The following is a 14391-nucleotide window of genomic DNA, read 5'->3' as shown; positions in this document are numbered from 1 at the left end:
ACACCGTCACCGCCTCACATGTGCGGGGGCGGCGTGAGCGTGAAGTCACCGGGCCCGGTGGGCGCGTGTGCGCGCCAGCCGCGTCCGACCGCGGCATCCGCGAACCGCGGACAGCCGAAGTAGCCGAACGCCGCGGGCGCGTTGGGCACGAGTCCGGAGACGAGCACACGGGCCACCCGCAGCGGTGTCTCCGCGACGTCCTCCGTGGTCAGGTCCAGGGTGACGACCCGGTGCCCGCCGGCCGCGAGGCGCGCCTCCAGAGCGGCCCGGCCGCCGTGCGCGACCTCGCCGACCGGTACGACGCCCAGGGCGGGACGGGTGAAGCGGTCGGCCAGCGGCGCCGTCCGGGGATCCAGCCACACCTGGACGTGTGCGCCGAGGTCACGGACGGCACGGAAATCGGGTCCGCAGTCGTCGAGGTAGCGGCGGTCGGCACGGTGGTCCAGGTAGAGGCCGCGTGCCAGCATCCCGGCGTCGATCGCCCGGAAGACCCAGCCGTCCGCGTCGGCGGCGCCCTGCGTGAACACCCAGGTGTGCACGGCCTCCAGGACGGCCTTGCGGACGGCTTCCGCCGGGTCGTAGCGGCAGGCGAAGCCGGCTGCGTGGATGCCCCGCGCGGGGTCGTGGACGAGGGCGGCCATGCACGGCGCGAACTCGGAGGGCATCTCGACGACGGACACCTCGAGGCCGCAGCCGTCCAGGTCGCGGGCGAGGCCGGGGACGGAGCCGGGGTCGATGCCGCGGGTGGGGCCGTCGAGGTGCCACCACAGTTCGAGGGCGTCCCGCTCGACGACCTCGAGGAGTGCCCGTTCGACGGCGTCGTCGAAGCCCTGACCGGTGGCGATGCCCGCGTAGTTGAGGTGGTGGGTACGGGGCAGGTCCCGCAACCCGCCCTGCCGCCAGTTGAGATGGGTCAGCGCGACGGGCGCCCAGCATTCCTCTCCCGCCTCCTGCGCGCGGGTCCACAGCGCGGGGGTGTCGGGGGTGAGACGGCCGTATTCGAACCGGTGGCGTTCGTACTGCCAGTCGGCGTAGACGGGCAGGTCCCCGGGCCCGTAGAGGGTGCGGCCCTCCGACAGCAGTTCCGCGGCCGTGGCCCGGCGGGGCGCGTCGGGGTGTCCCGCGGGGGGCAGCCGGTTGCCGCAGTAGCGCTCCACGGCCTCGGCGACCGCCGCGATCCGCGCGCCTTCGGGATCGCCGAACGTGGTGCCGAGCGACACCCGGTCGGCCGGCCACGCCCCGAAGCGGCGTGCGTCACCCACGTCCGCGGTCATGGCGGTGTAGCGGGGAGGTGCGCCCGCGGGGTGCGGTACGGGCTCCACGGCGCGTATCAGCCCGCAGACGGGGTCCACGAGCGCGTCGAGGGTCAGGGGGCTGGTCAACTGCATGTCTCCTGTACGGGGTCGATGGGCCGGCGGCCGCGCACGACGGGCAGCAGGAGGCTGCTGCCGGCGGGCCGCAGGGTCCTGCGTGAGGCGGTGAGACGGGTGGCGTGGACGGGGTCCTCGCCGGTGTGCGGGTTGCGGGCGTGGGCGGGGAAGTGGTGTCCGGCCACCTCCACGCGCAGCCGCGTCCCCGCGGGCAGCCGGTGGGCCACGAGGCCGAGCGGCACCCGGAACCGGGCCACCTCGCCGGCCGGGTCCGACCTGCGGACGATGCCGGTGGCGAGCGGCCGGGCACGGCCGTCCGGATCGAGGGCCACCAGGCGCACGGCCCAGTCGGCGGTGGGGGTGGCGGCGGTCCCGCACAGCTCCGCCTCCGCGGCGCCGCACAGGTCGAGGGGGCGGGGCAGCGGCGGGGCGACGAGCAGCGCGCGGTCGGGGACGTCACGGCGTTCGACGCTCAAGTCGTCGGAGCGGACGGGGCGTTCTGGGTCGGCGACGAAGGTTCCGCCCTGGAGGAGCCGCAGGCCGCTCGGGACGCCGAACGGCCAGGCGGTCCGCTCGCCCGTGCCGTGCGGTGCCGGGTACCAGTGTTCGCTGCCGCCGAGGGCGACGGCACCCCGGCGTTCGTGGCGCAGAACGCCGTCGAGGGCGGCGCGTGCCCACCGTGCGTACAGGTCGCCGAGCCGCAGCCGGTGCCCGGGGCGCGCCTCCGGGGCGGGCTCGGAGGTCAGGCCGTGGCCCCACGGTCCGAGGAGCAGCCGTGCGGGGCCGCCCCAATCGAGCCAGAGCCGCAGCGTGTCGTCGGCGAACGGGTCGCGGGTGCCGCCCACGGCGAGGAGCGGGACCGGCGCGCGGGGCACGGGCGTGGGCCGGTGGGGCGCGGCCCATAGCCCGGGCCAGGAGGGGAGCGGGCGCCCGAGCCGCTCCGGGAGACGGACCAGGGGCAGGTGATCGAGGAGCCGGGGGTCACGCGCGAGGGCCTTGTCGAGGGCCGCCGTGTCCGAGTCGGGCCGGTCTCCGTGCGCCGCCCACCAGCCCGCGCGGGCCGACAGCCGCTCCACGCCGCCGGTTTCGCGGGCGGTCTCCGCGAGACCGAGAGCGGGTACGGCGGCGATCACGGCGTCCGGCCTGCTCCGGGGGTCGCCGTCTCCGACGGCCGCGAGTGCGCAGTGGGCCGCGTACGAGGAGCCGGCGGCGACGACCCGTCCGTCCGACCAGGACCGGCCGCGGACCCAGCGGAGCGTGGCGGCGCTGTCGGCCTCCTCGTGCCGGTAGGGCTGCCAGTCGCCGTCGGACGCGTACCGGCCGCGGACGTCCTGGACCACGGCGGCGAAGCCTCTGGCGGCCCAGGCGCGGGCCTCGCCGCGATGGCTGCGCCGGTCGTACGGGGTGCGCAGGACGACGGCTGGGAAGGGCCCGTCGCCACCGGGCAGTTGCACGGTGGTGACGAGACCCGCCCCGCCGACGGCCACGCGTACGAAGACGGGCTCGGGCAGGGGGACGTGTTCCGGCAGGGGCGCACGCTTCGACACCGGCCCAGTGCGGTCCGATGCGGCGACGGCACTGCCCGGCGCGGGCGCGGCTTCCGGCACGGGCCCGGGCTGACACCCGGACGCTGCCGTACGCCCCGGCACAGGCGACGCGGAGCGCGACCCGTGGGCGGGCCGGCCTCCGTTCGTCGGTCCGGTCGTCATCGCGTCAGCGGTGCGACGGCGGGGACCGGCAGCACGGTGTGCTCGTCGACCGTGAGGTCGCGGAGGTCGACGCGGCGCAGCCGGCGCGAGCCGCCCCGGCCCGACGCCCACGCGATGAGATCGGCGGTCAGCAGGCAGGCCGTGAGGGCGGCGGAGGCCGCCGTGTGCGCCGGACCGGTGTCGTGGGTGCACGATGCGGCCCAGTAGGCGGCGAGTTCACGGTGGGCGGGCGTCGCGGCGAGCCGTCGGAGCCGTACGTCGGCCGAGGTGACGTCCCCCGGGGCGGCCGCGAGCGGTTCGAGCCACGCCGTCGTGCCTTCGCGGTGGCAGCGCAACCAGCCGGCCCCGCGGGCCGGCAGCCGGTCCGCCTCGTCCCACAGCCCGTGCGGCACGGGCGAGTCGAGGCACCAGACGACAGCGTCGGGTGACGGCTCGTCGGCCAGGTCCGTGAGCCGTGTCGCACGGCGGACTTCGCCGGCCTCCGCCCGTACGAACCGGGTCAGCGGCTCGGTCAGCACGTCGTCGCCGAGGACGACGACGGTGCGTCCGGCGAGCGGCCCGCGGATGCCGGCCTCCTCGCGGACGAGAAAGCCGGCGTCGTCGAACGCGGCGACCAGGCCCGCGAGTTCACCCCCGTCGGCGCCGGGGGCGGACGGGCCGGGTGCCGTCGCGGCCGGGCCGTGGTCCGGTCGGCCTGTCCCGGTGAGCGCCGGGCGGCCGTGACCGCCGGTCAGGTGTGCGACGACGGCGTCCGGTGCCACCGCGCCGGTGTCGACGCGGAGGAACTCGCCGTCGGGCGTCCGGACGGCGAGGCCCTGGCCGGGGACGGTGACGAGGGCGACGCCTGGGGCGAGTCGCGCGGTGGCCACGGGTTCTCCTGGGGTGAGAGGCGGATGCGGGTCGGGCCCGCCCGGAACGGTGTTCCGGGCGGGCCCGATGGCGGGGACTACTTGTCGCTGTCGGTCTCGACGGCGGCGGCGCTGTCCTCGAAGGGGTTCTCGACGAGGGCGTTGGAGTGGGTGGCGGACAGGTGGGCGAGCTGGCCCTGCTCGGCGATCGGGCTGAAGACCTTGTGCTGCTCCATGAGTTGCTCTCCATTCGTCGGTTCCTGGCTGCGCCGCCCGGACTGTGCGGCGGCGACACCCAGACTAATGAATATGATTTTCATTTCGCAAGGGGTTCGTCGAGGGGAAGGGGGTGATCCGGGTAACACACGGGCCACCCACCCTCCGGGTCACGCCCCACGCGCCCTGCCACGCCCAGGACTTCGGCGAGCAGACCGGGCGTGACGACCTCGGCGGGCGGACCGTCGGCGGCCACGGCGCCCGCCCGCAGGGCCACGATCCGCTCGGCGAACCGCGCCGCGTGCCCGAGGTCGTGCAGCACCATCACGACGGTCAGTCCGCGCTCCTCCCGGAGCCGGACGACCGTCTGCATGACCTCGAGCTGGTGGCGCAGATCGAGATAGGTCGTGGGTTCGTCGAGGAGCAGCACACGGGTGTCCTGCGCGAGGGCCATCGCCAGCCGTACGCGCTGCCGCTCGCCGCCCGACAGGGAATCGACGGGCCGGTCCGCCCACTCGCCGACCCCGACGTCGGCCATGGCCCGTGCGCAGACGGCGTCGTCACCGTCCCTGAGCATCCCCAGCGGGCCCCGGTCCGCGTAGCGGCCCTGCCTGACGAGTTGACGTACCGTCATGCCCGGTACGGCAGGGGCGGACTGGTGCAGCAGGGCGACCCGGCGCGCCGTGTTCCTGCGCGACAGCCGGGCGAGGTCGTCGCCGCCGAGCAGCACCCGGCCGGCCGCGGGTGTGAGCAGCCCGGCGCACAGGCGCAGCAGGGTGCTCTTGCCGCAGCCGTTGAGGCCGACCAGGGCGACGCTCTCGCCGGTCCTGATGTCGAGATCGACCCCGCTCAGCACCTCCCGCCGGCCGTATCCGAAGCGCACGCCCTCGATGTGCAGCGTCCCTTGCCGCTCCGCCTGCCGTGCTCCGGCGTCGGCGTCCTGGCGGGTGGCCATGGTCATGGGTTTCCTCCGTGAAAGGGCGGCCCTGGCCGCCGGGTTCCTGCCGCCCGCACCGCATACGCGGGCCGCCGGGTTCTTGCCGCCGCACCGCAGGCGCGGCCCGCCGGATTCCTGCCGCCGCACCGCCCGCGCGGTGCGGCAGGTTCTCGCCACCGCACCGCATACGCGGTGCGGCGGACGGGGCGGCCGGGCGCCCCCGCTGCGGCGTCACTCGGGGCCCGTTCCGCGCCTCGCGACCGCCAGCAGCAGGGCGGCCCCGACGCATGTCGTCAGCGCGCCCGTCGGTACGGACAGCCGGTCCATGTCCAGCGCCCCGGCCAGCGCGCGCGACAGCCATTGGGCGCCCGCGTCGGCTCCGGTCACGACCGCCGCGCCCAGCAGCGCCGCGCCGGGCAGGGCGCGGCGCAGGTCCGCGCCGAAGACGGCGAACGCCAGGTGGGGGACGAGGAGTCCGACGAAGCCGAGCGCGCCGACGGCGGAGACCGCGCCCGCCGTGAGTGCGACGGCGCACCCGAGTGCCGCCGCGCGGGCCCGGCCCGTGGCCAGGCCCGCCGCGGCGGCCTGTTCGTCTCCGCAGCGCAGCAGGGTCAGCGGCCCGGCCATGATCCAGGCGGCGATCGCCCACACCGACGCCCACGGCCACAGCAGGACCCAGTGCTCCCACACGCGGCCCTCGGTGGAGCCCACCAGCCACTGGACGACGCTGCCGAGTTCTCCGGGCGCGACGAGCAGGACCATCGCCGTGAGCCCGCTGAGGACCGCGGAGACGAGGACTCCGTGGACGGCCGTCCGCGCCGGGTCCGACTTCTCCCGGCCGGTCAGCAGCCACAGCAGCCCGGCGCCCACGAATCCGCCGACGCAGGCCGCGACCACCACGGCCGCGGGTGAGCGCCACCCCGCCAGTCCGAGGCCGGTCGCGGTCACGGCGCCGAGCACCGCGCCGGGGGTGACGCCGGTGACCTCCGGGCCGGCGAGCGGGTTGCGCAGGGCGGACTGCAGGACCATGCCCGCGAGTCCCAGGCCGGCGCCCGCGGTCAGTGCGACGAGGGTCCTGGGCAGCCGGAGCCGGAGCACGATGTGACGTGCGGCCGGGTCGCCGTCACCGCCGAACACCTGCCACACGTCCCTGGCGTCCAGCGACCGCCCGGCCACCAGGTCGGCGCAGCCGACGGTGAGGACGAGCAGCGCGGTGAGGACGAGCGGCCACCGCCGTGCGGTGAGGGGTGCGAGAGCGCTCATGCCACGGCCGCCCTTCTCCTCATGAGGGCGACCCCGGCGGGCACGCCGAGCAGCGCGGTCCAGGCGCCGACGGGTGTCTCGACGGGTGCCAGCGCGAGCCGGGCGGGGAGGTCCGCACAGGCGACGACCAAGGCGCCGCACACCACCGACCAGGGCAGCCATCGCACCGCGTCGCCCCGGGGGTCGAGCCGCCGGGCCAGGTGGGGTGCGAGGAAGCCGACCCAGGCGACGGGCCCGCAGACGGCGACGACCGGCGCGATCAGCACGACGGCGATGGCGAGGGCGGCGAATCTGGCCCGCCGCACCCGTACGCCGAGTGCCAGGGCGTCGTCGTCGCCGAGCCGCAGCACGGACAGCACCGGCGCGCACAGCACGAGCGCGGGCACGGCGGCCGCGAGCCACGGCCAGAGCCCGGTGACGTCCTGCCAGGTCCGCGCGGACAGACTGCCCAGCAGATAGCGGTAGATGAGCTGGAGGTCGAGCTGGTCGGCCAGCACCATCAGGACCAGCAGCGCCGCCTGCAGCGCCGCGGCGACCGCGGCGCCGGTGAGCAGGACCGCGGAGGGACTGCGCCCGAAACCGGCGGCGAGCAGGGTGAGTACGCCTCCGACCGCGGCGCCGCCGACGGCGAGCAGCGGCTGTACGGCCAGGGGCACGGAGAGGGCGAGGACGAGGGGCGCGGCGACGCCGAGCGCCGCGCCGGAGGAGACGCCGAGCATCTCGGGCACGGCGAGCGGGTTGCGCAGCGCCTCCTGGAGGACCAGGCCGGCGGCGCCCAGGCAGGCCCCGGCGACGAGCGCCAGGACGAGCCGGGGCACGCGCAGTTCGGTGACGACGAGGCCGGCGAGCCCGTCGCCGCCGAGGGCGGCGGGCAGTTCGAGCGGCGGTACGTACGGCGTGCCGAGGGACAGCGCGCACAGCACCGCCGCCGTCAGCAGTCCGCCGGCGGCGGCGATCCGGCGCTTCACCGCAGCTTGGCCGTGGCCTCGTCGAGGACGATGCTCAGGGACCGGGTGCCGCGCCCCTTGGCCCACACCTCGGGGTCGACCTCGTACACCTGGCCGTTCCTGACGGCGGGGATCTGCGACCAGAGCGGGTTCTTGGCGAGCCGGTCGGACAGTTTGCCCTCGGAGGGGCCGCCGAAGGAGAGCGTCTCGACGAAGAGGACGTCGACGTCGCGCGCCAGGATCTCCTCCATGCTGTAGGAGCCTTCGATGCCACGGCTCTTCCACGGATAGTGGGAGATGCCGGGGAACAGTCCGGCGGCGACGTCGGTGCCGGGGGTGGCGACGCCGAAGTTCTCGTCGCTCCCGAAGATGATCAGTGCGGTCCTGTCGCTCTTCGCGGCCCGGGCATCCGCGAGTTTCTGCCGGAAGGTGAGCTCGGCCTTCTCGCCCTGCTCCGTACGCCCTGTCAGGGCGGCCAGGTCGCGCAGGTATCCGACGCTGTCCTCCCACGTGCGGGGCTGGACGGGCCAGAAAACGGTGGCGCCCTTGAGCGCGGGGGCGAGTTTGCCGTGGGTGTCCTCGAGTCCGATGACGAGATCCGGCTCGTGCGACAGGATCGCCTCCGCCTCGGGGCTGATGAATCCGCCGGGTACGACGGGGATCCCGGCGGCCTTCTTCTCGCCGAGGAATTCCTTCCGGGCGAGCAGCCGTGAGTTGGTGGCAACGGGCTGCATGCCGAGTTCGGCGAGCATGTCGTCGCAGAGTGCCACGAGGCAGACGACCCGCTCGGGCGGGGCGGATGTCGTGACGGTGACGCCCGCGGCGTCGGTGATCTTCCGTGCCGGGGTGATGGGTTCGGCCCGTACGTCGACCGCCGGGCCCGTGCCGTCCGGCTTGTCACCGGCCTCGTCGACGGGTGCCCCGCAGCCGGCCAGCAGGGTTCCCAGGACAGCGGCGGCTGCCCATCGGCGGACGGTCCTCATCGCTCTGCGCGGCATCGCATCTCTTTCGTCTCGGCTGGGCCGGGTGGGTGACCCGACATCATTTCTACATGATAATCATTACCAACAACACCGTCCGACCGCGGCCCTCCGCGACCGCCGACCCCGGAGACCGCCGTGTCCATGAGCCCTGCCCCCGCCTCTCCGCGCCTGCTCGTCGCCGATCAAGTCGCGGGCGCGGTATACGTGCTGAACCTCCCGGACGGGCGGGAGACCGGCCGCGTCGAAGGGCGCCACCTCGCCGAGCACGCCGGCTTCCTCGCGCTGCCCGGCGGCCGCACCGCGTTCGTCGACGACCTCGCGGGCGAGCTCGTCGTCCTCGACCCGTACGGCCCGGACGCGGGCAGGCCGCTCACGGCGGCGACCGCGCCGGTGGCCGTCCCCGCCGAGCACCTCGCCGCCGATCCGGCCGGGCGGCTGCTCGCCGTCACCACCGGACTCGGCCGCAACCGGGAGGCGTGGAGCGACCTGCTGACAGCGGTGGACCTCGGCGCACCGGGCGGACCGCGTTCGGTGCGGGTCCGCACCCGCGCGGGCGAGCCCGGCGTCACCGTCCTCGCCGGCACCGGCGAGGACGCGCTCGTCGTCCTGCGCCACCGCGAGCCGGGCTCCCTCACCGCCTACCGGCACGCCGACCTGATGAGCGCCGCACCGGCCTGCCCGCCCGCCGCACCCGCGGCCGAACTGCCGCTCGCCGACGACGACGGGCACGGCGACGCCCACGACCCCGTCTCCGGGCGGCTGTTCGCGGCCACCGGCTCCGGGGTCCGGCGCGCCCGGCGTGACGGCGCCGGCCTGGTGGCGGAGGAGCCGCTGCCGTGGGCCGGCGAGGGGCGCGGCTACTACCTGCGCCTGGATCCGGCGCGCCGGACGCTCTGGTCATGCGTCCGGGGCGGACCCGCCGACCCGGGCCGCTGGCCGGAGTGGACCAACGACGCCTGGTGGCACTCGCTGGAGCACGACACCACCGGGCGCCTTCCGCTCGGCCCCGGGCTGGTCTTCCGGCTCGCCGTTTCCGCGCGCCGCGCCGCGTACGCCAGGGTGCACCCCGACGGCGACGAACTCGTCCTCGTCGCGACGGACTCGGACTCCCCCGCCGTCGCCGCCCGGCTGCCGCTGCCCGCGATGGACGGCGCGCCCCGGCCCGGCGGCACACCGTGGGACGGGGTGCAGCGCCGGGCGGTCGCGGCGTCGCCCGGATCATCGCTCGTAGCCGTCACCCGTGGGGGTCATGGAGAGATCCACTTGATTGACGCCGACGCGGCCCCTGGCACATCACCCCTGGTGACGACCCTGAAGGTGCCCACACCGCTCAACGACGGGGGCCATCTCGCCCTGATCTCCCCCGGCGACGGCGCCCATGGTGACCCGGTCGGCCGCTGAAAGATTGTGAATTGATTCACCTGAACCCTTGGCCAGGCGCGCGGATCCGTGCTGAGATGCCGTCTGACTCAACAGCTCGATGGCGTGCTCGGGGAGGGCAAGTGGCGCATACCGCCATGTCTGGTTCCGGAACCACAGCAGGTGACGATCCACTCCAGACCGCGGTATGGCGGCTGCGTTCGCGCGGCTGTTGGACCGATGCGGCGGCGCTGCTCGCGCCCCGTGCCGCGGAACCCGCGGCGGCACTGGAGCGGGCCGGACTGCTCGTCGAACGCTGCCTGTTCACCTGCGAGGGCTGGGCGGAGGCGGAGGACGCCCTGCGCACGGCGGAAGCCGTCGCCCGCGACGACGAGGAACGCGGCGGCGCCGCGAGCGAGCGCGGCCGGCTGGCCTACGCGGCGACCCGCCTCGGCGTACGGGACCGGGCCGACGAGGCCCGCTCCGCGCTCGGCAGGGCGACCGCGCTGCTCTCCCCCGCCTCACCGAGACGCCCGCTGCTCGACTTCCGGCGCGGTCTGGTCTCAGAGCACATCGCGGACGCGCCGCAGGCGGCTCTCGCCGCCTACCAGCGGGCCCACGCCGGCGCGAAGGCGCAGAACGACCCGCTGCTGCTGTCGTTCACCTGGCAGCAGCAGGCCGGACTCGCCCTGCGTGAGGGCGAGTTGGCGCAGGCCCGGCACGGCTTCTCCGAGTGTCTGCGCATCAGGGAGGACCTCGGGTACCTGATCGGCACCGCGCCCGCGCTCGCCGGGCTCGCGGACTGCGAGCCGGAGCCGGAGGCGGGCCGCCTGCGTTCCGAGGCGCGCAGGCTGTTCCGGCTGCTGGGCGGCGTGCCGGTGTGGCTGGGCGCGCAGTTGTCGCCCGTGGTGCCTCCGCAGCCGTCCGTGGCCGAGCCCGAGCCCGCGGGCCAGTGAGGACCCGCCGCAGGGAAGGCGACGTCCCGGAGCCGCGCAGCCGGTGGGACGAGATCACGACCGGCCTGTGGGTCGGCGGTCACGTCTGGGCCGACACCGCCGGCCGGCACCAGGACGTCGTGGTCGCCGACGAGTTCGACGTCGTGATCAGCCTCTACACCCGCGAGGGCCACGGCCCCGCCGAGGGCGTGGAGCATCATGTCGTCCCCATCCCCGACGACTGGCTGACGGCCGACGAGATCGACCGCGTGAGCCGGGTGGCGCTGACGGCCGCCGACGCCGTACGGGCGGGACGCCGCGTGCTGGTGCGCTGCTACTCCGGCTACAACCGCGCCGGCCTGGTGGCCGCCCAGACCCTGATCGAACTGGGACACGACGCGGAGGGCGCCATCGACCGGGTCAGGCTGCGGCGTTCGCCGTGGGCACTGCACAACGCGGCGTTCGAGCAGTACCTGCTCACCGGACTGGACATCGCCTCGCTGCTGTCCGGGCTGGAGCCACCGCCCGCGAGCTGATCACGTCATCCAGGCGAGGACCCGCTGCGGATTCATGGCGAGCAGCACGAGGGCGACCACGACGGCCGCCCAGACGTATCCGCGCACCCTGCGGCGCGGCTTCACCGCCTGCGGCCGGCCGGGCCACTCCCGCCACCCGTCCGGCCTGGCCTCCACCGGCTTCCCCCGGCGTGCCCAGCGCCGCAACCGGCCCTGCCGCCGGGCGGCCTCCTCGTCGGCGCGCCGCAGCCGTTCGGTGACCATCCGCGCCCTGGCGGACGGTTCCTTGGGCGCGGCCAGCCGCGCCGGCCCCTCGCTCTCGAGCTGGAACCTCGCCCATTCCTCGTCGGATATGGACGACTCCGGCACCTCCGGAGATTCCGCGGTCATGTCGGCCCCCACCTGTCGGACAACTCGAACGGACACCCTAATGCAGCCTGGCCGACGCTCAGTTGGGAGGTGCGCCGGTGGGCCGAGGAGTATCCGCTCAGATCGGGCGCCGCGCCTTCGGTCTGCCAGGGTGGGCGGCTGACGGAGCGTCGGCGGGCGGACGGCCCGAAGCCCCCCGCCCGGCGGCAGCATGCCGTGACGACGCTCACCGCGGCGTCCTCGTCCCGGCCGGTACTCGTTCTCACGCTCACACATCGATGGCCTTGCGCGCATGGCTCACGAACTGCTCCCGCTTGTTCGACGCATGGTTGAGGAAACGCCGGATGCGATGCGACTCGTTCGCCCCGAGCGCATCACTGCCCTCGCGGCCGATGATTCTCGCCTGGATCGCTGCCGCGCAGGCCGACAGCGACGTCGCCCACTCGCCGGCCATGCGGGCCAGTTCCTCCGGGCCTTCGAGCTCGACGGCAGTCCGGGCACCGGCCAGGTCCTCTCGAACCGACCTGCGGGTCTCGTCAAGAGCACCCCGCAGCGCGTCGAGATCATGGCCCGGCCTGGCCAACTCGGTTTCGATACCCCTCAGCGCCCCGTGAACCTCATCAGCCTTGACCGTGAAGGCGGCGTAAGCATCGCGGCGCAGTTGGCGACGCCAGTGACGATGCTCGGCCCGAGCCTGCCGCTGCCCCGCCACCCCGGCGATGATCGCCGCCAGGGTCGTTCCGACCACTCCCACCCCGGCACCCAGAACGGCTGCAGTCCCAGCATCCACAAGAAGAGAGTGCCAGCAGGGCCTCCCGAGCGCTCGTGAATCCAGAGACCGGTCCGGTAGCAGCCGCGCCAACGTCCGGATTCAGCGGGGCCGGAGACGGACCAGGGCCTCTTCCGTGCCGATGTACAGGGCTCCGTCGGGTGTGACGGCGACGGCCCGGATCGCCGGGCCCGGGCGGAAGGTGAGGACGTCGCGCCTCCCCGGGCGGTGCAGTTCCGCCAGGCCGTCCGCCCAGGCGACCGCGAGGGCCGGTCCCTCCGGCGTCGGTCCCGTGTGCAGGGCGACGACCGGCGAAGGCCGCTGCGACACGGTCGAGCCGTGCCCGCCGCCCGCGGGCGACCAGGCGCGGACTGCGCCGTCCGTGCCCCCGGTCCGTACGGCGAGCGAGGGTGACGCGGTGGCCGCGAGAGCGGTGACACGTCCGGAGTGCAGGGCCGCCTGGTGGAGGCCGTCGGAGCCGAAGGCGTGCACCGAGCCCATGCGGTCGCCGACCAGCACGATGTCCGCCGCCGCGGCGAGGGCCGTACCCGGATGGCGGGCGAGGGTGGCGGCGACGGCCTTCGTCAGCGCGGTCGCGGTGCCGCCGTGCCGGTGGAGCCGGCCCCGTTCGTCCAGGAGCAGGACCGTGTCCTCCCCCAGCACGGCGGCGGCCTTGACGCGGGTGGCCGTCGACTGCTGCCGGACACCGTCGGGAAGGACGCGCACCCCGCCGCCCGGATCGGCCACGACCGGCGCGCCGCCCGGCAGGACGGTCAGGGCGGCGACCGGGCAGGGCCGGACCCGCTCCAGGTGCCAGGGCGCGCCCGCGGCGGACCGGGCCAGTGCCTGCCGTACCCGCGGCTCCGCGTCCGCCGGCAGAGCGGTCTGCAGGACCAGGGCGCGGCGGGCCGGCTCCTGGTCGCGGATGAGGGACTGCCCGGCCCTCAGCCAGGCACTGCGCAGGCCGCCGCAGTCGTCGTCGGCAGACTCGTAGGCGGCGGTCACCCGCACGGGGTCGGTCGCACAGACCGCTTCCGCGTCGGCCGTGTCCACGGGTCCTTCGTCACCGGGCTTCCTGACGGGGGCCGGCTCGTCGGGAGCTTCCACGGTCACCCGTACGTGACCGAACTCGCGGAGCACGGCGGCCAGTTCCGCCACTTCGGCCGGATCCTGGCCCGCCCCGCCGAGCCGCACGGTGCGCGGTGGACCCGCCAGCAGCGCGGACAGCAGTTCGGCGGGGGTGCCCGCCACGACGCCCAGCTGGTTCGCCACCGCCCACACCGTGCCGCGCACGTCGTCGTCCCCTCGGGTCCCGGGGCGCGCTCAGATGTCCGAGCCCGCGAAGTGCTCCCGCACCAGCGCCTGGACCACCGTGAGGTCCTGGGCCGCCAGCGCGTCCAGCAGCGCCGTGTGTTCTGCCGCGTCCGCGACCAGATCCGCGCGGCGGGTGGTGGGCGCGCCGCTGAGCGGCCACTGGGAACGCCGGTGGAGATCGTCCGCCACCGCCAGCAGTTGCTCGTTGCCCGCGAGGGCGAGGACCGCGCGGTGGAAGGCGCGGTCCGTCTCCGCGTAGCTCGCGCGGTCGCCGGTCGCGGCCGCGGCGGCCGTCGCCTCTGCCAGCGGGCGCAGCGCGCTCCAGCGGTCGGCCGGGACCGTGCGGGCCAGACGCAGCATGACCGGGACCTCGATCAGCGCGCGGACCTCCGCCAGCTCGGCCAGTTCGCGCGCGGTGCGCCGGGCGACGCGGAAGCCACGGTTCGGCACGACCTCGACGGCGCCCTCCATGACCAGCTGCTGCATCGCCTCGCGCACCGGAGTCGCCGACACGCCGTAGCGCTCGCCGAGGACCGGCGCCGAGTAGACCTCACCGGGGACGAGGTCGCCGTCGACCAGGGCCGTTCGCAGGGCGTCGAGGATCTGACCGCGGACCGAGTGACGCTGCACGGGACGGGGGGCCGGGGGCTCGCTGTGGGTGTGCTCGCCGCGGACCTGTTCCCGGGCGGCCCCCGGGCCGCCCTGCGCGGGCACGCGGACGGAGGCGTACGGCTGCGGAACGGCGAGGTCACGCGCTCTGGCCTGCTCCACCCGGTCCTCCTCCGGCAGTCCGCCCGGCCCGGCTCGCGGATGCGGGGCCCTGAGTGCACGATAGGCGGCCGGGGCCGCAGTTCAAA

The 14391-nt window shown here is 75.3% G+C and carries 15 protein-coding genes; 3 read left to right on the top strand and 12 right to left on the bottom strand.

The genetic code is table 11. From position 1 onward, the window contains the following. Window positions 1-14: 14 nt before the first annotated feature. The 8 genes from AB0K36_RS22305 to AB0K36_RS22270 all read right to left on the bottom strand — a co-directional run bounded on the left by AB0K36_RS22305 (window position 15) and on the right by AB0K36_RS22270 (window position 8288). Window positions 15-1382, bottom strand: coding sequence for a YcaO-like family protein (locus AB0K36_RS22305; protein WP_364597090.1), 1368 nt, complete (start codon window positions 1380-1382; stop codon window positions 15-17). Then, window positions 1379-2857, bottom strand: a complete 1479-nt coding sequence (locus AB0K36_RS22300) for a CocE/NonD family hydrolase (RefSeq protein WP_364597166.1) — start codon at window positions 2855-2857, stop codon at window positions 1379-1381. Before AB0K36_RS22300 ends, AB0K36_RS22305 begins: the two co-directional genes overlap by 4 nt. A 218-nt stretch (window positions 2858-3075) precedes the next feature. Continuing rightward, window positions 3076-3948 (bottom strand): hypothetical protein, encoded by an 873-nt coding sequence (locus AB0K36_RS22295; RefSeq protein WP_364597087.1) that lies wholly within the window; start codon window positions 3946-3948, stop codon window positions 3076-3078. Between the two features lie 77 nt (window positions 3949-4025). After that, window positions 4026-4163, bottom strand: coding sequence for a streptamidine family RiPP (gene amiA, locus AB0K36_RS22290; RefSeq protein WP_364597084.1), 138 nt, complete (start codon window positions 4161-4163; stop codon window positions 4026-4028). Between the two features lie 80 nt (window positions 4164-4243). After that, a complete protein-coding gene (locus tag AB0K36_RS22285) occupies window positions 4244-5098 on the bottom strand; it encodes an ABC transporter ATP-binding protein (RefSeq protein ID WP_435877911.1) in 855 nt (284 codons plus the stop codon). 213 nt (window positions 5099-5311) lie between these two features. After that, window positions 5312-6343, bottom strand: coding sequence for a FecCD family ABC transporter permease (locus AB0K36_RS22280; RefSeq protein WP_364597081.1), 1032 nt, complete (start codon window positions 6341-6343; stop codon window positions 5312-5314). Beyond that, on the bottom strand, window positions 6340-7311 hold the full coding sequence (locus tag AB0K36_RS22275; protein ID WP_364597078.1) for a FecCD family ABC transporter permease: 972 nt from the start codon (window positions 7309-7311) through the stop codon (window positions 6340-6342). Before AB0K36_RS22275 ends, AB0K36_RS22280 begins: the two co-directional genes overlap by 4 nt. Beyond that, entirely contained in the window at window positions 7308-8288 is a 981-nt protein-coding gene (locus tag AB0K36_RS22270) for an ABC transporter substrate-binding protein (protein ID WP_364597075.1), read from the bottom strand. The genes AB0K36_RS22275 and AB0K36_RS22270 overlap by 4 nt, the downstream gene beginning before the upstream one ends. A 126-nt stretch (window positions 8289-8414) precedes the next feature. On the opposite strand from AB0K36_RS22270, the gene AB0K36_RS22265 reads away from it, so the two are divergent. The 3 genes from AB0K36_RS22265 to AB0K36_RS22255 all read left to right on the top strand — a co-directional run bounded on the left by AB0K36_RS22265 (window position 8415) and on the right by AB0K36_RS22255 (window position 11103). After that, window positions 8415-9674: a hypothetical protein gene (locus AB0K36_RS22265; protein WP_364597163.1), complete on the top strand. Its 1260-nt coding sequence runs from the start codon at window positions 8415-8417 to the stop codon at window positions 9672-9674. 116 nt (window positions 9675-9790) lie between these two features. Next, window positions 9791-10588, top strand: coding sequence for a hypothetical protein (locus AB0K36_RS22260; RefSeq protein WP_364597072.1), 798 nt, complete (start codon window positions 9791-9793; stop codon window positions 10586-10588). Continuing rightward, entirely contained in the window at window positions 10585-11103 is a 519-nt protein-coding gene (locus AB0K36_RS22255; protein WP_364597069.1) for a protein-tyrosine phosphatase family protein, read from the top strand. The genes AB0K36_RS22260 and AB0K36_RS22255 overlap by 4 nt, the downstream gene beginning before the upstream one ends. On the opposite strand, the gene AB0K36_RS22250 is transcribed toward AB0K36_RS22255, so the two are convergent. The 4 genes from AB0K36_RS22250 to AB0K36_RS22235 all read right to left on the bottom strand — a co-directional run bounded on the left by AB0K36_RS22250 (window position 11104) and on the right by AB0K36_RS22235 (window position 14305). Then, entirely contained in the window at window positions 11104-11472 is a 369-nt protein-coding gene (locus tag AB0K36_RS22250; protein WP_364597067.1) for a hypothetical protein, read from the bottom strand. It lies immediately after the preceding gene. Window positions 11473-11719: 247 nt separating this feature from the next. Further along, window positions 11720-12199, bottom strand: a complete 480-nt coding sequence (locus AB0K36_RS22245; protein ID WP_364597064.1) for a hypothetical protein — start codon at window positions 12197-12199, stop codon at window positions 11720-11722. 123 nt (window positions 12200-12322) lie between these two features. Then, window positions 12323-13492 (bottom strand): WD40 repeat domain-containing protein, encoded by a 1170-nt coding sequence (locus tag AB0K36_RS22240; RefSeq protein ID WP_364597061.1) that lies wholly within the window; start codon window positions 13490-13492, stop codon window positions 12323-12325. A 51-nt stretch (window positions 13493-13543) separates the two neighbouring features. After that, complete coding sequence (locus AB0K36_RS22235) at window positions 13544-14305, bottom strand: GntR family transcriptional regulator (protein ID WP_435877909.1); 762 nt, start codon at window positions 14303-14305, stop codon at window positions 13544-13546. Window positions 14306-14391 lie beyond the last annotated feature (86 nt).

The organism is Streptomyces kurssanovii, from assembly GCF_040677245.1.
In the GTDB taxonomy this organism is placed as follows: Bacteria; Actinomycetota; Actinomycetes; order Streptomycetales; family Streptomycetaceae; genus Streptomyces; species Streptomyces kurssanovii.
Note: the sequence above shows the minus strand (reverse complement) of the source record. Positions and strands in the feature narration are given on the sequence as shown.

Coding starts and splice junctions, on each gene's coding strand:
- amiA (WP_364597084.1), bottom strand. CDS start 4,163: ATGGAGCAGCACAAGGTCTTCAGCCCGATCGCCGAGCAGGGCCAGCTC.
- AB0K36_RS22285 (WP_435877911.1), bottom strand. CDS start 5,098: ATGGCCACCCGCCAGGACGCCGACGCCGGAGCACGGCAGGCGGAGCGG.
- AB0K36_RS22280 (WP_364597081.1), bottom strand. CDS start 6,343: ATGAGCGCTCTCGCACCCCTCACCGCACGGCGGTGGCCGCTCGTCCTC.
- AB0K36_RS22270 (WP_364597075.1), bottom strand. CDS start 8,288: ATGCCGCGCAGAGCGATGAGGACCGTCCGCCGATGGGCAGCCGCCGCT.
- AB0K36_RS22265 (WP_364597163.1), top strand. CDS start 8,415: ATGAGCCCTGCCCCCGCCTCTCCGCGCCTGCTCGTCGCCGATCAAGTC.
- AB0K36_RS22260 (WP_364597072.1), top strand. CDS start 9,791: ATGTCTGGTTCCGGAACCACAGCAGGTGACGATCCACTCCAGACCGCG.
- AB0K36_RS22250 (WP_364597067.1), bottom strand. CDS start 11,472: ATGACCGCGGAATCTCCGGAGGTGCCGGAGTCGTCCATATCCGACGAG.